This window comes from Litoreibacter meonggei, assembly GCF_003663885.1.
GTDB classification, from domain to species: Bacteria; Pseudomonadota; Alphaproteobacteria; order Rhodobacterales; family Rhodobacteraceae; genus Litoreibacter; species Litoreibacter meonggei.
Map to the genome: position 1 here is coordinate 1 of NZ_RCCE01000011.1, position 25,157 is coordinate 25,157.

At 55.7% G+C, this 25,157-nt stretch carries 23 protein-coding genes and 1 pseudogene; 8 read left to right on the forward strand and 16 right to left on the reverse strand.

Going from position 1 to position 25,157, the window contains the following annotated elements; genetic code table 11:
• Nucleotides 1-79: 79 nt before the first annotated feature.
• Nucleotides 80-1,099 carry a PAS domain-containing protein gene (locus BCF46_RS19250; protein ID WP_121028344.1) on the reverse strand — a complete coding sequence of 340 codons (1,020 nt, stop codon included), beginning with the start codon at nt 1,097-1,099 and terminating at the stop codon, nt 80-82.
• A 229-nt stretch (nt 1,100-1,328) separates the two neighbouring features.
• Complete coding sequence (locus BCF46_RS19255; RefSeq protein ID WP_121028346.1) at nt 1,329-2,003, reverse strand: Crp/Fnr family transcriptional regulator; 675 nt, start codon at nt 2,001-2,003, stop codon at nt 1,329-1,331.
• Nucleotides 2,004-2,380: 377 nt separating this feature from the next.
• Between BCF46_RS19255 and BCF46_RS19260 the strand changes: the two genes are divergently transcribed.
• From BCF46_RS19260 to BCF46_RS19300, 8 genes and pseudogenes are all read left to right on the forward strand, one after another.
• The gene (locus BCF46_RS19260; RefSeq protein WP_121028348.1) at nt 2,381-3,163 is read left to right on the forward strand and encodes a PRC-barrel domain-containing protein; all 783 of its coding nucleotides are present in this window, start codon (nt 2,381-2,383) and stop codon (nt 3,161-3,163) included.
• A gap of 169 nt (nt 3,164-3,332) precedes the next feature.
• The gene (locus BCF46_RS19265) at nt 3,333-3,587 is read left to right on the forward strand and encodes a GlsB/YeaQ/YmgE family stress response membrane protein (protein WP_121028350.1); all 255 of its coding nucleotides are present in this window, start codon (nt 3,333-3,335) and stop codon (nt 3,585-3,587) included.
• A 111-nt stretch (nt 3,588-3,698) separates the two neighbouring features.
• Nucleotides 3,699-3,896, forward strand: coding sequence for a CsbD family protein (locus BCF46_RS19270; RefSeq protein WP_121028352.1), 198 nt, complete (start codon nt 3,699-3,701; stop codon nt 3,894-3,896).
• 350 nt (nt 3,897-4,246) lie between these two features.
• A pseudogene (locus BCF46_RS19275) lies at nt 4,247-5,403 on the forward strand (IS3 family transposase).
• 1,352 nt (nt 5,404-6,755) lie between these two features.
• Complete coding sequence (locus BCF46_RS19285; RefSeq protein ID WP_121028355.1) at nt 6,756-7,391, forward strand: paraquat-inducible protein A; 636 nt, start codon at nt 6,756-6,758, stop codon at nt 7,389-7,391.
• The gene (locus BCF46_RS19290) at nt 7,358-8,008 is read left to right on the forward strand and encodes a paraquat-inducible protein A (RefSeq protein ID WP_121028357.1); all 651 of its coding nucleotides are present in this window, start codon (nt 7,358-7,360) and stop codon (nt 8,006-8,008) included. The genes BCF46_RS19285 and BCF46_RS19290 overlap by 34 nt, the downstream gene beginning before the upstream one ends.
• A complete protein-coding gene (locus BCF46_RS19295) occupies nt 8,001-10,085 on the forward strand; it encodes a PqiB family protein (RefSeq protein ID WP_121028359.1) in 2,085 nt (694 codons plus the stop codon). Before BCF46_RS19290 ends, BCF46_RS19295 begins: the two co-directional genes overlap by 8 nt.
• Nucleotides 10,086-10,087: 2 nt before the next feature.
• Nucleotides 10,088-10,651, forward strand: a complete 564-nt coding sequence (locus BCF46_RS19300) for a PqiC family protein (protein WP_121028361.1) — start codon at nt 10,088-10,090, stop codon at nt 10,649-10,651.
• Nucleotides 10,652-10,715: 64 nt separating this feature from the next.
• Here BCF46_RS19300 and BCF46_RS19305 read toward each other — a convergent pair whose 3' ends face one another.
• The 14 genes from BCF46_RS19305 to BCF46_RS19370 all read right to left on the reverse strand — a co-directional run bounded on the left by BCF46_RS19305 (nt 10,716) and on the right by BCF46_RS19370 (nt 24,838).
• Entirely contained in the window at nt 10,716-11,411 is a 696-nt protein-coding gene (locus BCF46_RS19305) for an RraA family protein (protein ID WP_121028363.1), read from the reverse strand.
• Nucleotides 11,408-12,100 carry an alpha/beta fold hydrolase gene (locus BCF46_RS19310; RefSeq protein WP_121028365.1) on the reverse strand — a complete coding sequence of 231 codons (693 nt, stop codon included), beginning with the start codon at nt 12,098-12,100 and terminating at the stop codon, nt 11,408-11,410. The genes BCF46_RS19305 and BCF46_RS19310 overlap by 4 nt, the downstream gene beginning before the upstream one ends.
• The gene (locus BCF46_RS19315) at nt 12,097-13,221 is read right to left on the reverse strand and encodes a cobalamin-independent methionine synthase II family protein (RefSeq protein ID WP_121028367.1); all 1,125 of its coding nucleotides are present in this window, start codon (nt 13,219-13,221) and stop codon (nt 12,097-12,099) included. Before BCF46_RS19315 ends, BCF46_RS19310 begins: the two co-directional genes overlap by 4 nt.
• A 78-nt stretch (nt 13,222-13,299) precedes the next feature.
• Entirely contained in the window at nt 13,300-14,265 is a 966-nt protein-coding gene (locus tag BCF46_RS19320) for a cupin domain-containing protein (RefSeq protein WP_121028369.1), read from the reverse strand.
• Between the two features lie 139 nt (nt 14,266-14,404).
• A complete protein-coding gene (locus tag BCF46_RS19325; RefSeq protein WP_121028371.1) occupies nt 14,405-15,379 on the reverse strand; it encodes a nuclear transport factor 2 family protein in 975 nt (324 codons plus the stop codon).
• Nucleotides 15,376-16,386, reverse strand: a complete 1,011-nt coding sequence (locus tag BCF46_RS19330; protein WP_121028373.1) for a nuclear transport factor 2 family protein — start codon at nt 16,384-16,386, stop codon at nt 15,376-15,378. Before BCF46_RS19330 ends, BCF46_RS19325 begins: the two co-directional genes overlap by 4 nt.
• 2 nt (nt 16,387-16,388) lie before the next feature.
• On the reverse strand, nt 16,389-17,402 hold the full coding sequence (locus tag BCF46_RS19335; RefSeq protein ID WP_121028375.1) for a LacI family DNA-binding transcriptional regulator: 1,014 nt from the start codon (nt 17,400-17,402) through the stop codon (nt 16,389-16,391).
• Nucleotides 17,402-18,157 carry an SDR family NAD(P)-dependent oxidoreductase gene (locus tag BCF46_RS19340; protein ID WP_121028377.1) on the reverse strand — a complete coding sequence of 252 codons (756 nt, stop codon included), beginning with the start codon at nt 18,155-18,157 and terminating at the stop codon, nt 17,402-17,404. The genes BCF46_RS19335 and BCF46_RS19340 overlap by 1 nt, the downstream gene beginning before the upstream one ends.
• Nucleotides 18,154-19,182, reverse strand: a complete 1,029-nt coding sequence (locus BCF46_RS19345) for an ester cyclase (protein WP_121028379.1) — start codon at nt 19,180-19,182, stop codon at nt 18,154-18,156. The genes BCF46_RS19340 and BCF46_RS19345 overlap by 4 nt, the downstream gene beginning before the upstream one ends.
• Entirely contained in the window at nt 19,179-20,510 is a 1,332-nt protein-coding gene (gene hisD / locus BCF46_RS19350) for a histidinol dehydrogenase (protein ID WP_121028381.1), read from the reverse strand. Before hisD ends, BCF46_RS19345 begins: the two co-directional genes overlap by 4 nt.
• A gap of 33 nt (nt 20,511-20,543) precedes the next feature.
• Complete coding sequence (locus tag BCF46_RS19355; protein ID WP_121028383.1) at nt 20,544-21,596, reverse strand: ABC transporter ATP-binding protein; 1,053 nt, start codon at nt 21,594-21,596, stop codon at nt 20,544-20,546.
• Nucleotides 21,597-21,608: 12 nt separating this feature from the next.
• The gene (locus BCF46_RS19360) at nt 21,609-22,490 is read right to left on the reverse strand and encodes a carbohydrate ABC transporter permease (protein WP_121028385.1); all 882 of its coding nucleotides are present in this window, start codon (nt 22,488-22,490) and stop codon (nt 21,609-21,611) included.
• 12 nt (nt 22,491-22,502) lie between these two features.
• Nucleotides 22,503-23,522 (reverse strand): carbohydrate ABC transporter permease, encoded by a 1,020-nt coding sequence (locus tag BCF46_RS19365; RefSeq protein WP_121028387.1) that lies wholly within the window; start codon nt 23,520-23,522, stop codon nt 22,503-22,505.
• A gap of 80 nt (nt 23,523-23,602) precedes the next feature.
• Nucleotides 23,603-24,838 (reverse strand): ABC transporter substrate-binding protein, encoded by a 1,236-nt coding sequence (locus BCF46_RS19370; protein WP_121028389.1) that lies wholly within the window; start codon nt 24,836-24,838, stop codon nt 23,603-23,605.
• Nucleotides 24,839-25,157: the final 319 nt, after the last annotated feature.

The window sequence follows — 25,157 nt, forward strand, 5'->3', positions numbered from 1 at the left end:
CACCCTTAGAGGTGTTTGAAAGCGAACTGATGGAGTTACGGAACCGATTGGAGTAAAAGGTTAAATCAGGAACTGCGCTTCAGCGTGAGTTCACAGGAAGATCGAGTTCTGCGATAAGCCCTGTTGCCTTCCAATCAAACGTGAGCGATCCTCCGGATGCTGCGATTAACGTGCTCACAATGCCAGAACCGCTTTCGCGCGTGGATCGACTCACTGCTGGTCCATGGCGCTCTTCCCATTTTAAGTAAAGTTCACCAGTGTCCTTCACTTGCCACGTCAGATCAACCATGCCCCCCTCGACCCCGAGGCTACCATGTTTGACCGCGTTTGTTGCCAACTCATGAAGAAGCAGTGTGAGCGACGTCACGGATTGTTCAGGGATCACTACATCGTCGCCGCTAAGCAGCACCTGCGATTCTCCCAATGGCGCATAGGCGATCAAAAGCATCTGCGCTAATTCCTTTAAGTGCATAGTATTGAGCGCATTAGTTGAAATCGCCGCAAAGTGGGCCTGACCGAGCGCTGTGAGGCGATCTACTATTTTCTTGCTGTATTCTTGTGGATCGGTCTCCGAACGCCCAGTCATCTTAATAACAATGGTCATCACGTTGACGATGTTCTTCAGTCGATGAAGCAGCTCCTCATTCTTGAGCGCTGCTAACTGACGTTCTTGTTCCCTAACTATTGAAATATCCAGTTGTGAACCAAAGTGAAAAATCAGGTTTCCGTCGTCATCAAAAACGGGCCCGATTTGAAGGGCGTTGATAAACTTCTCACCAGATTTCCGGTAGTTTACAATCTCTACCATTGCGACGGCATTTGACGTCAGCGCCTGTCGTATCTGGTCGACACTTTCCTGTGTGGTTTCGGGACCCTGCAAGAACCGGCAGTTTTTGCCAATAAAGTCTTCTTCTGCATAGCCGGTCAGTTCGCAAAAAGCGGGATTGGCGAACACAATAGGCTCGTCCGGCTTTGTCGGATCGGTTAAGCAAAGCGGCAGTCGACTATATTGAATAGCATGCGCAAATACAGTGTTGTTAGGCGTATCTTCTGCGGTAAATTCGGCTGTTTCCAGCATCTTTATTGTGTCAGACGACATTTGCTATTTCCAGTATTCTATTAAATTATGACCACAACGATTGAAAACGACAGCCGTAGTGTCAGCTTGCCCAGTAATTATTCTTGCGGCGTACTTTTGCGTAAGTCAGCAAGGACAAAACTCAAAATTCTGTCAACGCCCGGCTTAGAGACTGAATCGAGGTTTGCCGTTCATTTTTTTCGCCGTTCTCTTCACGGATTCCGATCATTATTGTTAGTTGCTATCTTTACTACATAATCGGCCGGATCTTGGGGTCGGCCAGCGTTGTCAATCCAATGCTGGCCAATTTGTCGAGATCATAGATTTGTATGTCGTCTCCGGTCCAGCCCAGCAATTGACGCGACTTCAAGATGCCAATGGTCTTGTTTGTGTGCACCAAGGACAGGCCCAACGCGTCAGCGATATCTCGTTGTTTGAAAGGAAAGCGCATCGTCCCGTCGATACTGGTTCTGCTGGCCTTCAAGCGCAGGTAAATTCGTACGAACATCCATGCAATTGATTGTAGGGCGGTTCGTTGACCAACAGTTGTCAGGCTTTCCCCTAGGAAATGCTCTTCGACGGCGGCCAGCCATGCGAGTTCAAACCCGCGTTCCGGGTCGGCCTTTATGAATGACCACAACTCTTTTCGGTCAAACACACACAGGGTCATCTTTGTCGTTGCCTCAACAGAATGTCCCATCACGCCCATCAGGCCTGCCTGCAGCCCCAGAAAGTCCCCGGGGAAAACGAAATTGATCACCTGCCGCTCTCCGTTTTCAAGATGGCGATAGCGAAGCCCCATCCCATGCAGGAGCGTAAAAAGCTGAGGACTGTTAGACCCTTCGAGCAAGATCGGGGTGCCCGGATCGACGACCAGCTCACCAACCTTAAACCGCTGCATTCCCGAAACATCTTCCTCGGTCATCGGGGCGAAGAGAGAATTGCGGCGCAGTGGACAGTGTTTACATTCTGTGGCCAATGGATCGTTCTTTCTTTGAATCATGCTTCTGCGAACAGAAGTCTGGCACGTTCGTTACCTTAGAGTGGAACGCGCACCTTCCCTACCTGAAATGACGTAGGGGCGCTCAGACGCCTAAATGAAGGTTGCTATGTCATATCATAATACGCGGTTTTGTAGGTCGACTAGACCGGACTCGGCTCTGTGCCTTGATCGACCTGTCCCGGTCAGTTCCGTTTATCCAACCGCATTCCCATTCCAATCGGATGCGAGGTGCAGAGCCAGATATCCGGCGAACAAATACGGCATGACGCCGTAGCGCCACATAAAAGAGAGCTGAACTTATGAAAACCCTTATGATGACAACTGCCGTTTGCTTGACCATGGCAACATCTGCGTTTGCGGATGGCCATGCGACTGGTTTTCTGGATTACTCCGTCACCGAAAATGATCTGTTTGCATCCGAGTTCATCGGGATGCGTGTATACAGCGCTGAAGGTGATGTTGATTTCACGGCCAACATGGTTGCTGATGCGCAAACCGAATGGGATGACATTGGCGAGATCAATGAAGTCGTACTGTCCTCTGATGGCAATGTTCTTGCTGTAATCGTTGGCGTTGGCGGGTTCCTTGGTCTTGGCGAAAAAGATGTCGCCATGGACATGTCCCAGATCAAGGTCATGCGCGAAGCAGATGACGCTGACGATTTCTTCCTTGTGATCAAATCATCCTCTGAGGCGCTTCAGGCTGCACCCAGCTTCGCCCGCGTTGATGAAGACGCCACTAAGAACACCGATCGCATGATGCTGACTGCCCCAACAGTCGAGCGCGACGGCTTCGTCAGAACTGAGCGCACTGAACTTACAGCAGAAATGCTGACCGGCGCGCGCGTATATGGTGTAGCTGATGAAGATGTGGGTGAAATCCATTCGCTTCTTCTGGACAGCGACGGCACAATCGGACGCGCAGTCATCGATGTCGGCGGCTTTCTTGGCCTGGGAGAAAAACAAGTGGCCGTCACGTTCGACGAACTGACGATCCTGCGCCAAGACGGCGGCGACGATGTGCAAGTTTACATAGATGCTTCGCAGGAGGCACTAGAAGCGCAACCGGCATACATTAACTAATCGGTAACGGAGAGGGACTGCATTTGTTCCTCTCCGCATTAAACTCAAGACATCATAGAGACATCGGGGCTCCGCCAATTTTGGCCGGCCATTTGTCGCGCTCGCCCAATTATGCTCGCCCAATTATATAGCCCTGCGTGATTGTAGGGACACCCTCGGAGAACGGAATATGACTGGAATAGGTTGGATTGGCACGCTGATTATCGGCGCGCTGGCAGGTTGGATCGCCGAGACGATCATGAAATCGAACACGGGTCTGCTGTTCAGCATCGTGCTGGGGATACTTGGAGCTGTTGTTCTGAACGCTGCGCTGTTTGCTGTATTTGGCACGACGTTGGGAGGCTGGATTAGACAATTGATCGTCGCAGCTGCAGGAGCGTGCCTTCTGATTGTGGCAGTCCGCTCGATCGGTCGGAAAGCCTAACCCGCGCCGCATTGGCTGGCCCTCGCGCCATGCCAATGCGGCTTCTTAGAAACAACCAACGACAACATCGGTCTTTGGCCAAGCGTTGTCATAACATTGAAAGGAAATCCGATGAACTGGGACCAAGTTGCAGGAAAATGGAAAGAGATGTCCGGAAGCGTCAAAGCCAAATGGGGCGATCTGACGGACGATGAAGTGGCGGAACTCGACGGAAACCGTGAAGCGCTGGAAGGCAAAATCCAAGCGAAATACGGCAAAACCAAGGAGCAGGCCAAGAAGGAGGTCGATGACTTCTTGAACGAACAATAATCGCTTTGGGGTCGTCAAAACGGCGACCCCAACGTTTTTGGTCAGCTCATGCTGATTGCCACCACTAACTGAGAGGATTCACATGAATCGGCTTATCTACATTATCGGTCTTGTCGTTGTCGTTTTGTTCATTCTGGGGTTCTTAGGCCTGCGATGAACACGACCGCCAAATATGCCAAAACCCGTCGACGTCTTATTCCCACTGCTCTAGTAAGTTTGTTAGTGAGTTACTCCTTTGCGAATGCAGAGCAGGTCGGGAATGTAGACGTCGACTGGCTAGGCAATGACTGAGGTGCCCCTAGATTTGTAGACGCTTTGCTTGGTAATTTTGGAACCAAGGAGAGACAGATATGAACAAGGGCATTCGGTTTACGGACGAGTTTAAGCAGGACGCTGTGGCGCAGGTTGTCGAGCGTGGATATGCGGTCAGCGAAGTGGCTGAGCGGCTGGGGATCAGCACTAAGTCACTTTACACGTGGAAGGCCCAATTTGCGAAGTCGCCGCGTGTTAGATCTGAAGTGGCGGAACAGGCAGCTGAGATCAAACGGTTGAAGCGGGAGCTAGCCCGCGTCACTGAGGAGCGCACAATTCTAAAAAAGGCGACCGCGTACTTCGCGCGCGAGTCTCAGTGAAGTACGCGTTCATTGAGGCTCACCGTGCGGAGTTTTCTGTTCGGTCGATGTGTCGTGTGTTGATGGTCCATTTCAGTGGGTTCTACGCATGGCTTAAGGAACCGTTAAGTGCGCGTGCGCTCGAAGATGCGCGGCAGACAGAGCTGATCCATCAGGCTTGGAGGGACAGTGGGAAGGTGTACGGATATCGCAAGCTGACGGATGACCTGCGGGACGCGGGCGAGACCTGCTCAGAGAACCGTGTCGCACGTTTGGCCAGCCTTGCGGGCATTGCGGCGCAGATCGGTTACAGACGCCGCCCTGGTCGCTACGGCGGCAAGCCTGCTGTCGTCGCAAACAATACGCTGGACAGGCAATTTGAGGTCACGGCACCTGACACGGTTTGGGTGACCGACATTACCTACATCCGAACGCATGAAGGCTGGTCGTATCTCGCTGTGGTCATCGATCTGTTCTCACGGCGCGTGGTGGGCTGGTCAATGCAATCGCGCATGACCACGGACCTTGCTCTACAAGCGTTGTTGAGCGCCGTTTGGCGGCGCAAACCGAAGCACAGGGTCATGATCCATTCGGATCAAGGCTCACAGTTCACCGGCAAAGAGTGGTAATCGTTCCTCAGCAAACACAATCTGGATGCCAGCATGAGCAGACGTGGGAACTGTCACGACAACGCGGTGGCGGAAAGCTTCTTCCATCTGTTGAAACGTGAGCGGATCAGGCGGCGGACATACACCACACGCGACGCTGCAAGGCAGGACGTGTTCGATTACATCGAGATGTTTTACAACCCGGCCCGCAAGCACACAAACAACGGCATGCTGTCGCCGGTTGACTATGAAACAGAACAGACGAAAATGAATGAGGCATGTGTCTAGGAAACTAGGGGCACCTCACAAAGCCCATCTGAAACTATTGAACAGACCATATCGTTGACCTTCTTTCAGGTCCGAGGTCGCGGATACCGGACAGAGAAAAGAGGCCATCATGCCCAATCTCCCAACATGTCCATCCCTTGAAAACCTCAAGAACAATGCAAAGCGGCTGCTGAAGTCTGCCCGCTCAGAAGATCCCAATGCTTTGGCACAAGTGGGGCCTTACTTTGGGGACCCATCGAAGATTTCGCACAACAAGCGCAGTTAGTTATTGCACGAGAGTACGAATTTTCCAGTTGGACCAAACTCAAACGACATATCGAGGCCGGATCTTCGCCCTGTGTTCGGTAGTTGTTTGGCCGTAGCTTGGAGTGCCTTTTTAGATCACCTGAAGTAGAGCACAGATGTCTTGCAACCATGTCAGGATTTGCATGGGGTATTATATGTGGTATTTTTTTATCTGGTATTTTTATTAAATATATATATCAGTAATTTAGCTTAGATATTTGGCGGACTTCGTCTCCGCCACCAGCCCTGTATATATTGTTTATTTATTGACAATGTTCTCTAACCGAGGGCGCCGTGCCTACTTTTGCAGCTAGTAGCGTCGACGAAGCACTCTTGATCTGGCAAGGCTGGTTAGGCCAATCTCAAAGGTAACTGTTCGCGCTTTTTCTTTAGCTCAGGTGCAGATGGCCGAGTGTGTAAGCTCGCCGACTTTTTGGCGACGAGTTGCAGACGCAACAATCCCTAGGCCTGTGAAACTAGGTAGACTGTCTCGCTGGCCGCAATCAGGAATTATGAGGGTCATCGAAGCGGCCAACACGCCTCGTGCGGACGCCTGATTCAGTTAGTTTTGCTTTATACCTTGGTGGGGTCTGGCACGGCTCCTATGGCGCAGTGCCATGCCCGGTCCGCCAGCGCCACATAGACGCAATGATTAGAACGCCCTCACCTTAAGCATTTAGAAGGCTATGAGCCTGCCGGTCCTTTTGTATCGTTGCAAGACTTACGTGGTGATGCCAAATTCTGGGCTGAATGCGCTAGCCCACGCGAACTTGAAGTCTACATTGCTGCGATATTGTGGGGGTAGGGATGCGTGCCTTTGCGCTCAAAGCGCGTAAGCGCCTGTTCACCTTCCTTCGGGCAAGTCTCACAGACGCGGACCGCCAGTCATTTTATCTGTCTGTTGTCAGGGATTATGGTCGCGCTTTTGGTAGCGATAGGGCGCGCGGGTGCGTCCAGCGATGAAATCCGGCTCAATGCGGCGACCAAAGACAGGGTGGTCGAATAGGGAGCTATCGCAATTGAGTTGATTTACGTGCCGTCGCTGCAAAAAGAAGATACTTAGACTAATGGACCAGTCTTCGCCGATTCCCCTCGACAAGTTGATTGTTTGTACGCATTGCGACGCGGTTTTCACGCTTGAACGTCCTCAGGTGGGGCAACGGGCGATTTGCGCGCGGTGTGGGACCGTGTTGATCACGCCGCGCCGTAAGGCGGGGTTGCAGATCATTGCCGTGTCCTTCGCGATCACAATCTTGATTATCGCGGCCACAGTTTTCCCGTTTCTGTCAATTTCAGCGGCGGGCACAACAAATTCGGTCTCGATCCTTGACGCAGCGCTTGCATTTAGTGACGGACCTTTGGTGGCGCTTGCGCTGACCACGGCGGCGTTGATTATCTTCGTTCCGCTGGCGCGCGTATTGCTTACAATTTACGTCCTCGTGCCGATTGTGCTGGATCGCCCGCCCGCGCGTGGGTCCACTCAGGCTTTTCGCTTGGCAGAGGCGCTGCGGCCTTGGTCGATGGCAGAAATCTTTGTGCTCGGGTGCGCCGTAGCATTGATCAAGATCAGCGATCTGGCGGATGTCGCGTTCGGGCCGGCGTTCTGGATGTTTTCAGGACTGGTCGTTCTAGTTGTGGTTCAGGACAATTTCCTGTGTAGGTGGTCGGTATGGAAGTCGCTGGACAAAACACAAACATCATAAGCGCGCGCGATCTCGGTGTCGTCGCCTGTATGCGTTGCACTCAGGTCTGGCCCGCGGGCACGCAGGCATGTGGGCGCTGTGGCAGTGCAATCGTCTCGCGTGACCACAAGAGTTTGCAGCGGGTGTGGGCGCTTTGGCTGGTTGGGCTGATGTGCTACGTGCCCGCCAATATGTATCCGATGCTTCAGACCCGTACGTTACTCAGCGTGCAGGAAGATACCATCGTCGGCGGCGCGGTCGAGTTGATCCATCACGGGGCTGTGGGCATTGCGCTGATTATCCTGATTGCAAGTGTGGTCATCCCGTTGGGCAAGTTTATGGCCATCGCGTTTCTTGCCATATCGGTCAAACGCCCTTCCAGCGTGTCCAACCACCACCGGCAAATGCTATACGAGGTGGTCGAATATATCGGACGCTGGTCGATGATCGATATATTTGTAGTTGCGATCATGTCGTCGCTCGTTCAATTAAACACTCTCGCAGCGGTCAATCCGGGCCGTGCAAGCCTGTTTTTCGCGCTTTCTGTGATCTTTACGATGCTATCGGCGCAGGCTTTCGACAGCCGCATGATCTGGGATGTGCGCACCCGACAAGAAGGAGCGCCCTTGGATGAATGAGACGCCAACGCCAGTGACCATCGAGCCCGCGCGCGCGTCTTTCTTTGCGAACGCATCGTTTGTCTGGATTATCCCATTATTGGCGCTTGCTATTGCGCTTGGCGTTGCTTGGCAGTCCTACAATGATCGTGGCCCGCTCATCGAGATCGTGTTTGAAAACGGTGCGGGTATTGCTGAACGCGAAACCGAGTTGCGCTTCCGCGATGTGGCGGTCGGCGTCGTGGAGAAGGTCAAGTTTGCGTCAAACCTGTCCGGCGTCATTGCCTTTGTGCGTCTGGACAAGGAAGTCTCGCCCTATGTCGATGTCGGCTCGAGCTTCTGGGTCGTCCGTCCAGAGCTGAGCGCCCAAGGCGTCAGTGGCCTCGAGACCGTTCTGTCAGGCGTCTACATCGAGGGATCCTGGGATGGGGAAATTGGCCCGCCCCAGTCCGAGTTCAAGGGACTCAAAGACACCCCGCTTTATCGCTATGGCAGAGAAGGGCTTGAGATCACCTTGCGCACAACGTCTGGTGGCAATCTGACCGATGACAGCCCCATCACATTTCGCGGGATCGAAGTCGGGCGCGTCGGCAAGGCGCATATCTCTCAACAGGGCAGCTTCGCGGTTGCTGAAGCGATCATTTATCATCCTCACAGCCGTTTAGTCTCGGCGACAACGCGGTTCTGGGACACCTCCGGGTTCACGTTTTCAGTTGGGCCCGGCGGCGCGGAAATCGACTTTTCGTCGCTTGCTACGCTTGTGAGCGGCGGGCTGACTTTCGAGACTTTCGTGTCAAGCGGAGGCCGCGTGTCCGATGGCATGTCTTTCGAGGTTTTTGCCGACGAGGAATCCGCGCGGGACAGCGTGTTCAACGCGTCCGAGGCAGAGCCGCTCCAAATGCGCGTGGTGTTTGAGGATAGTATTTCCGGTCTGGCTGTTGATGCCCCCGTCGAGTTGAGCGGCTTTCCGATTGGCCGCGTGACCGGTGTATCCGGCGTCATTGATGCAGATGCGTTCGGGGACGAACGTGTGCGACTGAACGCGTTGATAGACATCCAGCCTGCGCGACTTGGGTTGACCGACGAAGTGACACCGGAGGCCGCGTTGCAGTTTCTATCGCGCCGCATTGAAGAAGGGCTGCGCGCGCGTTTGGCGTCTGCCAGCCTTCTGGCGGGAGGGTTGAAAATCGAGTTGGTTGATACTGAAAATGCGCCGCTCTATGTCGTGCAGTCTGGCGAAGGCATCATCCCCGTTATTCCCAGCACCGCCAATGACATTTCGGATGTTACCGCAACGGTTGCCGGTGTTGTGTCACGGATCAATAATCTGCCCATCGAAGAGTTGCTCAATAGCGCCATTCAGTTTCTCAACAGCGCAGATGCGCTTATATCCAACGAGGATCTGCGCGAGACGCCCAAAGTTGTGCGTGCCCTGTTGGGGGATGTGCGCGATATCGTCGGCTCCGACGACGTGCAAGCCATCCCTGTTAAATTGAACGCGACCCTCGGGCGGTTTGAAACTCTGTTGGCACAGTTGGAGAAGGATAAGTTTACCACGCAACTCGTGGCGGCGGTCGATGCTGCTGCCGCTGCTGCCAACGGCGTGAATGCGTCCGTCGAAGGCGTGCCGGCACTGGTCAAACAACTCCAAGCCGTAGCGGCCAAGGCCGAAACGCTGCCCTTGGAAGACCTGACCACGCAACTCACCACGCTCACAGCATCGGCGGATGCTATTCTTGGCACCGACGCAGCAAAACAACTGCCTGCTGACCTTGGCGCCGCGCTGAACGAAATCAACGCAACCTTGCGCGAATTGCGCGAGGGTGGTGCTGTTACAAACATCAACGCGACACTCGATTCAGCGCGCAAGGCCGCCGATGCCGTGGCCACATCCACGCAAGATTTGCCTGCACTGGTCGAACGTGTTCGCTTGGTTTTAAATCAGGCCAACCAGACCATTGCAGGATATAACAAGGGCGACGTGCTCAGCAGGGATGCGCAAAGTGCGCTGCGCGATATTTCTAAGGCGGCCGAGGCGATGACCTCGCTTGCCCGTATGCTGGAACGCAATCCGGGCTCACTCATTCGAGGAAGATGACTATGGATTTTCTAAAGCCGATCCTTATCGGGACCGCCTTCGTGCTTTCTGCGTGCGGGGCCACGCCTGACCTGTATCCGGTCACTCCCCCGAAGGTGGAGCAAAAGCAGCGCATTGCCTTTAGAGCCGTTGAGGTGCGCGACGTCTCGCTACCGGCCTATGCGGGGGCCAACGAGATCGCTATCGAGGATGTGGACGGCAAACTGGTGACCGACGCGGCCGTTCTTTGGGCGGACAGCCCCGAGCGAGCGGTCGCGTTGGAACTGACACGCAATCTGTCGCGCCTGACTGGCGCGCGTGTGGCGTCCGAGCCTTGGCCTTTCGAGGCCTTCCCGGATGCCCGACTAGAGGTACGCTTCGAAAGTCTTATCGCCAGTGCAACCGGACAGTTCCGCGCGTCCGGGCAATTCTTTGTGGGCGTTCCGGAGGGTGGTCGCGAACGCTCAGGCTTGTTTGAGCTTTCCGTACCATTCGATCCGCTAGGCGGGCCACAAGCCATCGCAGCGGCACGAGGTCAGGTGATACTTGATCTTGCCTTGTATATTGCTCGCAACGGATTGCGTTGAACGCGAGTTTGTTCTCGACGCCTAATTCGCAATTTATACGGTCCTACCGTGACGGCGAGACAGATTAGGTGCGCGCGTTTTCGAACGCGGACCAAGCGGCTTCGAACTTGGCAAAGTCAAACCCCGGCTCGCGTGCCGGACCAAGCACTAGGTGCTCCGTGTCCTGTAACTTTTTTATCGCCGCGGCGAGGTGCTCAACCACCTCGGGCGGGATCACAACGGCGCCATGTCGATCAGCGTGAACCAGATCACCGGACTGCACGGTCATTCCGAAGATGGTGACGGGTGTTTCTAACTCTTGCACATGGACGAAACCGTGGCTTGGCCCGATGGAGCCAGCGATCACAGGAAAGCCGTCGGTCAAGTCACCGAGATCGCGCATCACGCCATTGGTCAGGGTGCCCGACATGCCAAAACCTTTGTGGACTACGCAGTTTACCTCGCCCCAAAAGGCACCGACGCAATGCGGAAAGTCGGTGTCCTCGATCACCGCGATTGACGGTTTCGGGGCTTCTGCCATGGCCTTGTAATACGCCATGCGTCGCGTGCGAATTACATCAGGGGACTCGGTTGGCGGATTTACGGCGGCGATTTTTGCGGTCACAGCGTAGCCCACGACGGCGGGGTCATCAGGTGCGCTGCATAGCACGGTGCCCCGAGTGAAAGCCCTAAATCCGCGCTTGCCTTGAGCGACTTCGATGGCGTTACAGACAGTCGGCGTATCCACCGTTCGCAATAGGTCTAAAAGTGCGTCGTTCATTTTGCCTCCAACCAACGGGACAAGGCCGCTGTCGTTTCGTCAGGTTGTTCAAGTGTCGGGAGATGGCCCGCGTTTTCAACGATATGCATAGTTGATTGGGGCATAAGGCTGTGCATCAATTCGTGGCGATGAATAGGGCAAAGCGCATCTTCTCGGCCGCATAGGATCAGCGCAGGAACGTCGCAGTTTTGCAGGGTAGCGGATTGATCAGGGCGCGTTTGCAGGGCGCGCGACTGAGCAACAAATCCCTCTGGTCCGACGGCATCGGCCATATCCATACAAAGGTTCAATATCTCTGCGCGGCGGGGCCCATCCGTTAGATAATTGGGCTTCATTTCATCGCGCATCACCGTGGCAAGCCCACCGGCCTGTACCTTGGCAATTTGCGGTTCGCGCATGGCTTTGACTTTATCGCTTTCCGCCAGCGGGTTGGTGTCGAGCAGAGCGATACGCTCCACCCGTTCTGGCGCTTGCCGGAGTACTTCCATCGCCACGATGCCCCCCATCGACAAGCCCGCCAAAGCAAACTTGGGCGGCGCTTGAGAGAGAATTTGGGCTGCGATTGCCTTTATCTGATCACCGACAAACGGGGCAAAATGTACCACTCGTTCTGCAGAAAAGGCGGCGATCTGTGGCGCGAAGAGCCGCGCGTCGCACATCATACCTGGAAGCAAGACAAGCGGTGTCATGACGCCAAGGCTGCCCCTTCGGCCATCGCCTGCAACTTGGCGTATGCGATATCAGGATCAACGGAGCCAAATCCGGCGAAGGTCCCGAACCCGCAATCCGAGCCGGCGATGACACGGTCGGCGCCGACGATATTGACGAACCGTTCCAGTCGCTGGGCCACAAGTTCGGGATGCTCTACAAAGTTGGTGGTCGTATCGACGACGCCGGGGATCAGAATTTTGCTGTCAGGAATGTCCGCCTTGCGATCGCGGAAAGTTGTCCATTCGTGGCCATGGCGGGGGTTTGAGGTTTCGAACAAAACATAGTCAGCCCGTGCAGACATCAGCGTGTCGAACATCTTGGACATAGGGATGTCGCAGGTATGTGGTCCTTCGTAGTTACCCCAACAGATATGGATACGGACTTTGTCGGCGGGGATGTTTTTAAGCGCGTGGTTCAACGCTTCCACATGGGATGCTGCTATTTTTATGAACTCAGCATCTGACAGGTCGTTGAACAACATATGACGCGACAGCGCGAGGTCTGGGCAATCGAGTTGTAGATCAAGCCCGCTGGCCACGATCGTTTCATATTCGGTCTGCATCGCATCGGCCAGAGCTGCCAGATAAGCATCCCGAGTGGGGTAATAATCATTCTGCAAAAACAATGAGATAACGCCGGGCGATGCTGCGTTCATAAAGCCCTGTTCGACACCATGTTCGGCCATGCCGGCCTTAAGATTGGCGATGTCTTTTTCAAGCTCGCCTTGACCCTTGGACTTCACCTCACCGACGCACATGGGGCGCGCATATTGGGGCGACCCACCGTCATCGGCCAGCCGTTTGAGAAAGGTCGGGAACTGCTTGAGGTCTGCAGGGGCATTACGTGGGCTATCGCCGTCAAAACCGGTGTAGCGGTCTTTGACATAAGTTGCGTAGCTGATTTTCGAGGTCTCGCCGTCACTGACGATATCCACGCCAGCGGCGACCTGTTTGCGCACGGTTTCGGACACGGCGGCCGTCATGCAAGCGTCGAACTCTGCTTGCGCGTAATCGGTGCCATTTTCGCGCGCGAAGATGAAATCAACCACGTCTTGCGTGCGCGGAAGGGACCCGACGTGAGAGGTTAAAATCTTGGACATATCAGGCCTTTCAGAGCGTATGGAAACGGTATGCAAAGCGTATGGCAGCCGTATGGCCGCCATACGCATGAGGGGGCTTTAACCTTTCCAGGTCAGACCCGCCGGATCGCCTGTGGCGACGACATGGTAAAGTGATGCCTCGCCGGACATTGACGGCACAGCGGAGTGAGCAAGGTTTTCGGGAACCGACATGGTGTCACCGGGCGCAAGGGTGGCCGCTCCGCCGTCCCACGTGACGCGCCAGTGGCCGCGCATCGGCATCAGCACTGACGGGTAGGGGTGGCTGTGTTTGGTCTCGGTGGCGGATCCACGCGTGATAAAATCAACCTCGAAGCCCGGCTTGTCGCGCAGGAGGCCGTTTTCGCCCAGCACATTGACAGGTTTCTTGTCCGCCAGCGCGACCATATCCCAGTAGCGAGCGATGTGGTTTGGCAAAACATCGGTTGTGGTCGGCTCAGGGCGCTTGGCCAGCTCCGCATCGCTCATTAGTGGCATTGGGTTGATGCCTTCAGGCAGGCGCTGTTGCTTCTTGCTGTCATACAGTTTGCCGTTCTCACCAAGGATCAACCCGTGCTCCGCCGCATCCTCAATGACCTGTGGCGCCCACATGACGCCGCCGCCGGCATCGTCGCCACCAAGGATTGCCATAATCATTCCGTAGTCGGTGCCGATGTTTTCAAAGCCGCGGAAAATGCCCGTGGGGATGTTGAAAATATCGCCCTCTTGCAGCGTTACTTCGCCCGCGTCGCCCCAACGGCCCCAGAAGAAGCGCCAGGTGCCCTTAAGGACAAAAAACACCTCGGCGGTGTGGTGATCATGCAGCGAGTTCCGGCATTTGGGGGGCTGGCCCGCCGCGCCGATGTTGAAGCCGTGGGGTATAGCGATGTGGACATGCTGATCGGGGCTTTCCGATACGCCGCCACCGATTATGGTGAAGTTTTCCTTCTGATCGCTGCCCGGTGTGTGGGCGTCGATAAAGGCTGTTTTACAGGGTTGCAGATCGCCATAGCGAACGATGCGGGATTCCATGTCTTGCGGTGTCATTTTGATATTCCTAATTTTTTAATTGGCATTTAACGTGGTGAATTGCCAAAACTCGAAGGTGGCCGCAGGTTCAAACGCCGCGCGCGTCGGCTGGCTAGAAAGCCGTGAAGCCGGAATAGGGTGCGCGCAGTGCGTTGCATTAGGCGGCCCCGGTGTGCAGGTGGATTTGTTTCCAGATCGCGACTTCGTCGATCAATGTGTATTCACGGCGCAGACCCCTCTCACCCCATTCGGCATGAGTGATGCCCATGACGTGGACCTCGGCACCGGTCGGAGCGCCAAAAAATCCTTGGCCAGCGTGTTTGCCGGTGAGTGACCAGCGCACGGCGGCACGATTGGGCAGGCCGGGATCATCGCGCCCGATCACGTGGTCAATTTTAAAGGTCGCCGTGGGGAAGGACGAGCGCAGGCGCATCCAGTCGGTTTCGACAAAATCCCAGCCCCAGCCACCACGTGCGCCCCAGTGTTCGCTTCGCACGGCGCGGTCGTATTGGCTACGGATGACGGTGAAATCTTTGTCCATGATCCGTTGCAGGATATTGGCGAGTTTGCCGCCCCACTCATTGTCGTTACCGCGCCCCGTGTAGGGGCCTTGCACGTCATGAGACGGGTGGAACGGACGCTGGCAATTGTCGGGGCCACCTTCGACTTCGATCTGATGACGCGCGTAGTCGGATGGGCCCCAGCCCAGCTGCCGTGCGATGCCGCCGACGTCACGGATCAACCATTCGTCGTCGATCACGTCACCTTTGGCCGCGCAATCGGCGATGGTATAGACCGAGAACCGCTTGCCTGTCGGCGCGCCAAATGCGCCATGCCCGGTGTGTGTCCCCGATGTATTGATGCGGTGAGAAGAAAGGAAGCCGTCCTCTTCATTGCCCGACCAGATCACGTCATCCGCCAGCAGTTCGCGGTCTGGGAATTCGGCGAGGGTAGCCAAGGTTCCGTCAATGACGCCCGCGTTCCCGGTGACAAGGCCGGACGGGAAGCGCATGGGGATGTCTTTTTCGTAGTAGTGGTGCAAGGTGGCCAGTCCGCGATCTTCCCATATCTCTTTGGTGATCTTCACGATGTAGTCTGGCAGGTCTTTGAATTGGTTTGAAAAACCCTTCATGGGTGGGATCCTGTCTGTAAGAGAATTTGTTTCCAGATCGCGGTCTCGTCGATCAACGTATACTCGCGCCGGATAGTTGGATCACCGGATCCAAAGGGGCCAAACTCGGCGTGGCTGATCCCCATGATATAGACCTCGGTGCCGGTGGGTGTGCCGAAACGGCCCCAACCCGCGTGTTTGCCATGCAGCGACCAGCGGACAGCGGCGCGGGGGGGCATCATCCGGTCCTCGCGACCAATCACATGCTCGATCTTGAACTCTGCCGACGGAAACGCCGCCCGCAGCCCCATCCAGAATTCATCAGCGTGCCGCCAGCCTCGTCCATCCGCGCCACATGGGTAATGCAGTGCGCATGCACGATCGTATTGGCGCGGGATGACATCCAGTTCGGCCGCCATTATCGCGCGTAATGTTTGTGCGTAGCGCTGGCCCCACGGGTCGTCATTGCCTGTTCTGTCATACGGGCCGGCAATGTCGTTGGCGGGTGTCATGGGTTGAACGCAGGCGTCAGCGCCACCTTCACGGGCGATTAGATCCCGAGTCCAATCAACAACATCAAAGCCAAGCTGCTGCACGATTGCCGATTGGTCGCGCACCAGCCATTCGTCGTACACCGCCCCGTCGCGGATCGCACAATCGGCAAGTATCCGGTAGGCCACGCGGCGGCCTGATGGCAAGCCGTAGACACCAGGTTTGGTGTGGGTGGCGGTACAGATCAGGCGATGCGATGAGAGATAAGCGTCGGAGGTATCGGTCGCCCCGGCGGGGTCGTCACACCAGATCACGTCTTCGCCCAACAGCTCACGATCAGGAAATTCGGCCAGTGTTGCCATGGTAGCGGCAATCACGTTGGAATTATCAACGACCACCGATGCAGGTGACCGGACAATCAGTCCGTCGGCATACAGCCCGCGGAGCGAGCCGATCTTGCGATCTTCCCATATCTCTTTTGTAATGCCGATAATGTAGTCCGGCACATCACGCCATTTGGGGTCAAAACCGCGCATAGCTATACCTTTTTTGCCATGGTTGAACCGCGCAAGATCAGTTCGCCCTTGAGTTTGACCTTTTGAGACCGTGTTTCGGGTTCGGCAATGCGGCTTAAAATAATATCAACGGTTTGAGCCACCATCCGGTTGATCGGCTGGCGGTAACTGGTCAGATCATAGGCGGGCCACGCGGCAATTGGCACGTCGTCAAAGCCGGCAATGCTGATATCTTCCGGAATGCGTAGCCCCAGTTTGCTGCGCAACACGTCCATCACGGCGAACGCCATATGGTCGTTGGCAACAAACGCTGCATCGGGGCGGTTACTACTGGCGAACATCTCGAGCGCCGCGGCGCGGGCCATTTTGTAGTCAAAGCCACCAACTTCGTAGAATGACAAAGAGAGCCCTGCCTCCTCCAGCCCGTCGCGGAAACCTTTTTCGCGGTCCCTTTGGGTCGAGGCCCCTTCAAATCCGGCAATATAGCCGATCCGCGTGTGACCAAGAGCTGCAAAATGAGCGGCAATCTCGCGACTGCCGTGGTAGTTGTCGGTCGTGACCGAAGATATCAACGGGTCATCCTGATCGCGGTTAAACAGCACCACGGGAATACCATAATCGTTGCACCGCGCAGTCAGTTCGGACGACATCGACACCGAGGCCAGCACGATACCGTCCACCTGATAGTCCAGAAGTTCTTTCATGACGTCTTGCACATCGCTCACCGCTGACGAGGACATGAAGACCAGCACATGGTAGCCCTTGGCCTGCAATGCGATTGACAGACGCTCGACCACTTCGGGGTAAAACTGGTTTTCCAAATAGGCGACGACGAGGCCGATGATCCGGCTTTTGCCGGTGATCATTGCGCGAGCCAGAACATTAGGACGATATCCCATTTCCGTCGCCGCACTATGGACCTTTTCACGCGTGGCCTTGGATACCGACGCCCCCGGCGTAAAGACACGGCTGACCGCTGATTGGCTGACGCCAGCTCGCTTAGCGACTTGCAGCGATGTGATCTTGTCGTTGGGCATCAGTCAGCAGTCCAACCCCCGTCGATTAACATGGACGTGCCGGTGACCAGCGACGATGCGTCGGACGCAAGATAAAGGACCGCGCCCATGATATCTTCGACCTCGCCCACACGGCCCAGTTTGATCTTTTCCGCGATCCATGCGGCCCGTTCCGGATTTTCAAATGTCGCGGCCGTCAACGGAGTGCGAATGAATGTCGGGCAAATTGTGTTGATGCGGATTTGACGCGGCCCCCATTCGATGGCCATCGCTTTGACCATGCCTTCAAGCCCGTGTTTCGAGGCGCAATAAACCGCGCGATCAACGCCACCGACATGGCCCATCTGACTGCTGATATGGATGATCGAGCCTGCGCCGGTCATCCGTTTTGCAGCATAGCTGGACAGGAAATAGGCGGCGCGCAGATTCAAGCCCATCACGGCGTCGTAGTCTTCCGGAGTTGTGTCGAACGCAGCAGTATGCCGTGCCAACCCCGCAGAATTTACGATAATGTCATAAGGATCGTGCTGCTCAAACGCGGCTTTCAGCGCGTCAAGATCCGCCACATCCAGTACCAGCACTTCGGCGGACCAACCATTGCTGGTCATCTCGTTCACGGTTGCTTGCAGTTTGTCCGCGCCACGCGCGGCACAAACCACATGTGCGCCTGCTTCAGCCAAGGCAACAGCACAGGCCTGCCCGATGCCCGAAGAGGCACCGGTCACAAGGGCGCGTTTGCCGTCAAGGCGCATGGAAGGTGTTCGGGGAAGGGTCATGACGCGGCCTTTAGTGTGAGGGGCATTGTTCCGGATGCGCGGGCCTTGTTGAACTCTCGCATTCTGGCAAGGACATCAACGCCTGTCTGGGCGTGAAAATCAAGCAAGTCGACCAGCACCCAGTTTTCGCGGATCAAGCCGTCTTCAAGGCGCCAGAAATCAAGGCTGCGTAGCAAAACCTCGCGTCCCGCAGGTGCCACACCAAGCCAGCCATCGTGATCAAGCGTCAGTCGCATATTTGGCCAGCCAGTTTCGCAGACATATTCGCCCTCGCCAAACCAATGCGACATCAGATCGCCCATTGAATCAAGTTTACGGTCGGGCATGGCGCGCAAGAATGGCATTTGATGCCAGTTGCGGAATCCTGAAACGCCACGGCCTGTTCCGATGCCAACTGGCCCGTACCAGTTGAAGCGCGGATGCCAGTACCGCTCAAGCTGCATCACCGCGGGGTCGGGGTTGCTCGGATATTTGCATAGATGCGTCAACATCGCGATGACGTGGTCCATTGCAGCGGTTCCGTCACCGGATGCTGTGAGGCCATCCTGCGTCATGGGGGCGGGCGTGCAGAGGTATTTGCCAAGCTGCGGTGCCATCGGCCATGCGTGCGCCTGCATCATCAGCTCGGGGATGTCCCAGATGATCTGCGCCTCGGTCACCTTTCCGTCCGTGATGCGGAAAAATTCGTGATAGCGCATGTGGGTCAGATGCCCCGTGGCGGGAATATCCAACCACGGGTGCACCATGGTACCCATATAGTTGCCCATGCACCCGACCCACTCCTGTCCTTGCGGAGTTGTTCCGGACAGCACGATCATGTCGCGACGTTCCAGGTCTGGCATCGCCGCGAGAAGCGGTGCGTAAAGAGTGTCGTAAACCTGAGCGCCAGCGATCGTGCCAAACGGGTGGCACATATGGATGGTGGCATCAGGTGAAATGGTCAGCTCGCACGCAGCGCGCGCACCATCTGGGGTGGCAGTCGCGAGCGCAGTCTGGAACACCGCTAGGGCGGGGTTTGCACTCATTCCGTAGGCTCGCGATAAGGTGCCCCTGCGCCGTAGGGTACATTGATGCCACCGTATCGGCGCACGCGGACGTTGCATTGTTCGGCGTGGCCAACAAACCCCTCAAGCATGCATAACCGCGAGCCGTATTCACCAATCAAAGTCGCGGCCTCGTCCGTGGTGACGCGTTGATAGCTGTGCGTTTTGAGGTATTTCCCAACCCAAAGACCGCCCGTGTACCGGCCAGCCTTTTTGGTGGGCAATGTGTGGTTGGTGCCGATGACCTTGTCGCCATTGGCCACATTGGTGCGCGGCCCGAGGAACAAGGCACCGTAGCACGTCATGTTTTCCAAGAACCAATCATCGCGATCCGTCATAACCTGCACATGCTCGGAGGCAATGTCGTCGGCCACGGCCAGCATTTCGTCATAGGTGTCGCAAACGATGATCTCGCCGTAGTCTTCCCAGCTTTTTGACGCCGTATCGGCGGTGGGCAGGATGGTCAGGATGCGATCGATCTCGGCCATTGTCTCGCGGGCAAGTTTTTCGGAATTGGTTAGCAAAACGCAGGGGCTGTTATAGCCGTGCTCTGCTTGGCCCAACAGATCGGTGGCGCAAAGCTCGGCGTCGGCGGCCGTTTCATCGGCAATCACCATCGTTTCGGTTGGCCCTGCGAACAGGTCGATGCCGACGCGCCCAAACAACTGGCGCTTGGCCTCGGCCACGAAGGCATTGCCGGGGCCGACAAGCATATGGACGGGGTCGATGGTTTCGGTCCCGACGGCCATAGCACCAATTGCCTGAATGCCGCCCATGACATAAATTTCATGCGCGCCGCCCAGTTTCATGGCCGCGATCACTGCCGGATTGGGTTCGCCTTTGAACGGCGGGGTTGCCGCGATGATGCGCGGCACCTTGGCAACCGAAGCTGTGGCGACCGACATATGCGCTGACGCAACCATCGGGAATTTGCCGCCCGGCACATAACACCCGACCGATTGCACGGGGATGTTTTTGTGGCCAAGGAACACACCGGGCATGGTTTCCACTTCGATATCGAGCATGGAATCCCGCTGTGCTTGCGCGAAGTTGCGCACCTGTTCTTGGGCGAACTTGATGTCAGCCATTTCGCGGTCGCTGACCCGTGCCATCAGCGCGGAGATTTCATCTTCCGAAAGACGATAGGTTTCGCGATCATAGCCGTCGAACTTGTTGGACAGCTCACGCACAACCTTATCACCGCCTTCCTCGATTTGCTTGAGGGTCGATTCAACAACGGCGCGCGTCTTGGCATCATCTTCGGCCCGTGCTTCTTGCGAGCGAGCAGTTTTCAGGTGACGAATAGTCATTGAGCAGTCCTTTAGTAGTGTTAGTTGGGAGCTCTAAAGAGCGACCCTTTCTCCGGTGGCTGTGTCAAACAGGTGGCAAATCTCGGCAGGGATACGGGCACGAACCACATCACCAATCTCAGCGCGGTATTCCTTGTTCGTCTTGATCGACACAAGGGCACCACCCAGACGCCACGTGATCATCGATGCTTCTCCGAGCAGTTCGATCGAGTACATTGGCGCCTCGATTTGGCCGGCACCGTCAACGATTTCGGCGTCTTCTGCACGAAAGCCCAGCGTGATGTTGCCGGACGGGCCAGTTGGCAAGCCTTCGACACGGATGTTTTCACCCTCGAATACGCCGTCTTTCAGCAAACCTTCCACAAGGTTCATAGCTGGCGACCCGATAAAGCTGGCCACGAATGTGTTCGCAGGCGTGTCATAGATATCCGTCGGTGTACCGACCTGCTGGATTTTGCCTGCGTTCATCACGACGACACGGTCGGCTAGAGTCATGGCCTCGATTTGGTCATGGGTCACATAGACGGTCGTGGTTTTCAGCTTGGATTGCAGGTTCTTGATTTGCGCCCGTGTTGAAACACGCAGCTTGGCGTCAAGGTTGGACAGCGGTTCGTCCATCAAGAACACAGTCGGCTTGCGCACGATAGCGCGACCGAGGGCCACGCGCTGACGCTGGCCACCGGACAAATCGGCAGGACGGCGATGCATGAAATCCTCAAGCTCGGTCATACGCACGGCGTTCATCACCATGTCGTCGTGCTTTTCCTTAGGAACTTTACGAACCTTCAACGGAAAGCGGATGTTTTCGTAAACCGTCAGATTCGGATAGAGACCGTAGGACTGGAACACCATGGAGATGTCGCGGTCCTTTGGCTCCAGATCATTGACGACCTTGCCATCGAACAGGATTTCGCCGTCAGTGACATCTTCAAGCCCTGCGATCATCCGCATGGTCGTGGACTTACCGCACCCCGAAGGGCCCAGCAGCACCAGAAATTCCTGATCTGCAATGTCGAGGTCGAAGTTGTCGACGCCCACGAAGGAGCCCCAGCGCTTGTTGACGTTTTTGAGTTGTAGTCGAGCCATGATTGAGCCCCCTTATCCTTTGACCGCGCCAGCGGTCAGGCCGCTCACGATTTGACGTTGGAAGAACATGACCATCACGAACAGCGGTGCGGTAGCCGAAACAACGGCAGACACGGCGAACATAACGTTGCCCTTGGTTTGAGTGGTGCCGAGGAAGCTGGCAATTTTCGGGATCATCGTCTGATTTTCCTTGCTCAACAGCATCGAGGTGACGGCAAAGTCGTTATAGGCCAGCAGAAAACTGAACAGACCCGTGGTGATAACGCCCGGCCACATGACCGGAATGATAACGTGCCGGAAGGCTTGAAAGCGCGTACAACCGTCAACCATTGCGCTTTCATCCAGATCCTGCGGGATGTTCTTGAAGAACGAATGCAGCATCCAAAGCGTGAAGGGCTGGTTGAGTGCGACAAGCACGATGATAGTCGTCGAAAGCCGCCCCCACAGATTCCATTCGAAGAATGGCAACAGATACCCCGACACCAGCGTAATGGGTGGCATTGCGCGGAACATCAGCGCGAACAACAAGAACCAAAAGGCGTAGCGGTACGTAGAGCGCGCAAGTGCGTAGCCGCCCAACGTGCCGAAGGTGAGCGAGATCGTGACCACACACACACACACGATGGTGGTGTTCATTACGGCGCGCCAGAACTCTTCCTGGACCCAAGCGCCGTAGTAACCCGCGCCTGTGAATGACCCGCCGGTTTCGCTTTGGGTCAGGGTGCCGAACAGGGCGTTGGCCCAATTCGCTTTCGAGAAGAAGTCACCCTCGACCTTGAAAGAGCCCCAGAGAGTCCAAAGAAACGGGAACGCGGCGACGATCAACCACATGATCAAAAAGCCGTTGGCCAATATTTTGACGGTGGGTGTTTGCTTGGTTGCGATGCTGGACATATCCGGCCCCTCCTAGCGGTTAAAGTCGCGCCACGTCCGGACAAGGACGGGGGACAAGAGAATGCCGATGCCGATGATCGTCAGAACGGATGTGGCCGCAGCGGATGACAGCAGCCGCGTTTCGCCGCCCAGATCATTGAAGATCGCATATGACAGTGATGTGGCATGAGCTGACGCCTGAAAACTGATGATCGGCTCAAAGACACGGAAGTTGTCCATCAACTGGATCAGCGCCACGAATGTCACGAGAGGCATCAGGTGTGGAACGACCACATAGCGGATACGTTCCCAGCGGGTTGCGCCGTCGACCATGGCGCTTTCAAGCGTGTCGGTGTTGACGGTCTGAAGGCCCGCGTAAAAGACCACGAAGGCAAAGGGCGCAGCGTGCCAAACGCCATAGACCATAAGCATGATCCACATAAGACCCGTCGACGCCTTGACCGACAGGTTCGGATCATCCGCAAGCCATTGCAGACCCGTTCCCAAAATACCGCGTGCATCGACCATCCAGAACAGAATGAGCGAGCCGACGAGTGGCGTCACGATCATTGGCAGAAGTGAAAAGAAGATCGTTGGACCACGTAAGGACTTTGCAACCGCGTTGACAGCGATGGCAACGATGAAGCCCAGCACAATCGTAAGAGGTGTGACAATGGCGGTGTACGTCAGTGTGAACCCCAGAGCCTTGTAGAAGGGCAGGTTCATCAGGCTACTGCCAAAGTCGGGCAAGCCATCTGATTTCACCCAGGCCGCGGCGACTTCGCCGAAGGCGAGGTGGTTGCGGTCGGTGTAAATATCAAAGCCGGCGAACTTGCCCAAAGGCTCGGCTTCGCGCAGGGCGGCTGTTGCTTCTTGGTCGACGCTGGTTTCCTGCGTACAACCGAAGGGGCCGCAGTTTTCAACTTCGAGGATCACCTGTTCATGGGCGGTATAGAACGACTGGGTCACGACCGACACGATGGGCATGGCGATGAACAAGAGCATCAGCACCGTTGACGGAAGGACGAACCAAAAGAATGAACTATGTTTCATAGCACACGGGCCTCGCGGATCGGGGAAAATAAAGGGGTGTAGGGGCGCACCATTGGAGCGCGCCCCTCAGTCGTGAGGGTTTACTTGATGTAACCTTGCTCACGAGCGGCAGCTGTATACGCCGCTTCGATATCGGCCAGCGTCTGCTCGGCGCTTTCTTTACCGGTCATAAAGTCGGCAACGTTGTCACCAAGTGCGGTGTGCAACAAACCCATATATGGCAGCATCGGGTATGGTGCCGTGCCAGCTTTAACCGCTGCCAAGACGCCTTCGGAAACCGGTGCGGGCTTGTAGCCGTCGATCAGCCATACTGCTTGTTCCATGGTATCGTCGGTCAATGTCTCAGGCGATACAGCGTGAGCCAAGGAGCGGAACGTTGCAGCAGCGTCATCGTCGCTGATGTTTTTGGACACGGTCCAACCGTCCCACCACAATGTCGAAGCAGGTACGCCGCTGTCGCCAACCATCAGTGGGCCGCCAACTTTGGTGTTTTCGTAGACCTGCGGCTCGGAGCCTTCGTCATCCATGATGTTCTGCATCCGGCTGCCCCACATATTCATCAGGGCAACGTTGCCTGCTTCCCATTCGGCCTGTGTGCCGTTGGAATCATGCGTCAGATAGTCAGGGTTCATGTATTCGGTCAGCGCCTTCATCACTTCCAGTGTGGCAACGCCTTGCGGGTTGTTGATGGAAACGTTAGCCGAGCCGTCTTCGAAGAACTTACCACCATGCCCAAGGTACATGTTGTTGAATTCTTGCGCGATGTTCCAACCGGCTGCATAGGCGCCGCCGACCGGGTGATCCATGATGCCAGCCGCGCGGATGGCTTCAGCAGCTGCAAGCACTTCTTCGTAAGTTGTAGGCACGTCGAGACCGACCTGCTCCAGCACGTCAGAGCGGTAGGCTAGCGTCTGTGCGTTCGCCATGAATGCGATCGCCATGACCTTGCCACCAACAGTGATCTTCTGGCGTTGTGGAATGTCGGCGCCAAATTCTGCGACCAGATCATCCAACGGACGAATGACGTCTTCATTGATCAACGCGACGATGGAGGAGTTCGCAACGATCGCGCTGGTATATTCAGCAGGGTTGCCGCTCATGCCAGCGACGTTCAGCGTTTGGTGGTCGGCGGTCAGGTTCGCCTCAATAGTAACGCCGCCAGTTGCACATTCGGCAGCTTCGGCTGCAATGGTCTGAATGGCAGGAAATTCGTTGCCGATAATATTAACACGGCCAGCTTCTATGCCGCAATCAGCCCATGATGCACCTGCCGAAGCAATGAGTGCGCACGAGGCAGCGAGTGTTTTCAAGTTCATTCCGGTTTCTCCCGTTGGTAAGCAGAACCCTTTTGCACTTTCTTGTGCATGGGCCATTATCAATAGTTGGGCACCTCGTTGAGGGGGCGCGCATCTTTACGGTAGTCACGATTGAATACGCTTGCAATATTTTTGTTTTTCGGATCAGATTTTTGGATCGAAACACCGTGGGAGATGGAAATTCTGGGAGAGCAGAAATTTAAAAGAGTAAACTACATCAGATAGTTGCCTCTTCTTTCAATCTTGCAGTGAGAGAAATTGCGCGAGTTGTTGCTGGGTTCCTAAGTCATGAATACGCCTGCGATCATCGCATTTGGTG

Bases quoted from the DNA above. Each gene is read 5' to 3' on its own strand.
- BCF46_RS19255 (WP_121028346.1), bottom strand. From the start codon at position 2,003: ATGACCGAGGAAGATGTTTCGGGAATGCAGCGGTTTAAGGTTGGTGAG.
- BCF46_RS19270 (WP_121028352.1), top strand. From the start codon at position 3,699: ATGAACTGGGACCAAGTTGCAGGAAAATGGAAAGAGATGTCCGGAAGC.
- BCF46_RS19345 (WP_121028379.1), bottom strand. From the start codon at position 19,182: ATGAGTGCAAACCCCGCCCTAGCGGTGTTCCAGACTGCGCTCGCGACT.
- BCF46_RS19335 (WP_121028375.1), bottom strand. From the start codon at position 17,402: ATGCCCAACGACAAGATCACATCGCTGCAAGTCGCTAAGCGAGCTGGC.
- BCF46_RS19285 (WP_121028355.1), top strand. From the start codon at position 6,756: ATGGACCAGTCTTCGCCGATTCCCCTCGACAAGTTGATTGTTTGTACG.
- BCF46_RS19265 (WP_121028350.1), top strand. From the start codon at position 3,333: ATGACTGGAATAGGTTGGATTGGCACGCTGATTATCGGCGCGCTGGCA.
- BCF46_RS19315 (WP_121028367.1), bottom strand. From the start codon at position 13,221: ATGTCCAAGATTTTAACCTCTCACGTCGGGTCCCTTCCGCGCACGCAA.
- BCF46_RS19295 (WP_121028359.1), top strand. From the start codon at position 8,001: ATGAATGAGACGCCAACGCCAGTGACCATCGAGCCCGCGCGCGCGTCT.
- BCF46_RS19365 (WP_121028387.1), bottom strand. From the start codon at position 23,522: ATGAAACATAGTTCATTCTTTTGGTTCGTCCTTCCGTCAACGGTGCTG.
- BCF46_RS19305 (WP_121028363.1), bottom strand. From the start codon at position 11,411: ATGAACGACGCACTTTTAGACCTATTGCGAACGGTGGATACGCCGACT.
- BCF46_RS19330 (WP_121028373.1), bottom strand. From the start codon at position 16,386: ATGCGCGGTTTTGACCCCAAATGGCGTGATGTGCCGGACTACATTATC.
- BCF46_RS19260 (WP_121028348.1), top strand. From the start codon at position 2,381: ATGAAAACCCTTATGATGACAACTGCCGTTTGCTTGACCATGGCAACA.
- BCF46_RS19325 (WP_121028371.1), bottom strand. From the start codon at position 15,379: ATGAAGGGTTTTTCAAACCAATTCAAAGACCTGCCAGACTACATCGTG.
- hisD (WP_121028381.1), bottom strand. From the start codon at position 20,510: ATGACTATTCGTCACCTGAAAACTGCTCGCTCGCAAGAAGCACGGGCC.
- BCF46_RS19310 (WP_121028365.1), bottom strand. From the start codon at position 12,100: ATGACACCGCTTGTCTTGCTTCCAGGTATGATGTGCGACGCGCGGCTC.
- BCF46_RS19370 (WP_121028389.1), bottom strand. From the start codon at position 24,838: ATGAACTTGAAAACACTCGCTGCCTCGTGCGCACTCATTGCTTCGGCA.
- BCF46_RS19360 (WP_121028385.1), bottom strand. From the start codon at position 22,490: ATGTCCAGCATCGCAACCAAGCAAACACCCACCGTCAAAATATTGGCC.
- BCF46_RS19355 (WP_121028383.1), bottom strand. From the start codon at position 21,596: ATGGCTCGACTACAACTCAAAAACGTCAACAAGCGCTGGGGCTCCTTC.
- BCF46_RS19290 (WP_121028357.1), top strand. From the start codon at position 7,358: ATGGAAGTCGCTGGACAAAACACAAACATCATAAGCGCGCGCGATCTC.
- BCF46_RS19300 (WP_121028361.1), top strand. From the start codon at position 10,088: ATGGATTTTCTAAAGCCGATCCTTATCGGGACCGCCTTCGTGCTTTCT.
- BCF46_RS19320 (WP_121028369.1), bottom strand. From the start codon at position 14,265: ATGACACCGCAAGACATGGAATCCCGCATCGTTCGCTATGGCGATCTG.
- BCF46_RS19340 (WP_121028377.1), bottom strand. From the start codon at position 18,157: ATGACCCTTCCCCGAACACCTTCCATGCGCCTTGACGGCAAACGCGCC.
- BCF46_RS19250 (WP_121028344.1), bottom strand. From the start codon at position 1,099: ATGTCGTCTGACACAATAAAGATGCTGGAAACAGCCGAATTTACCGCA.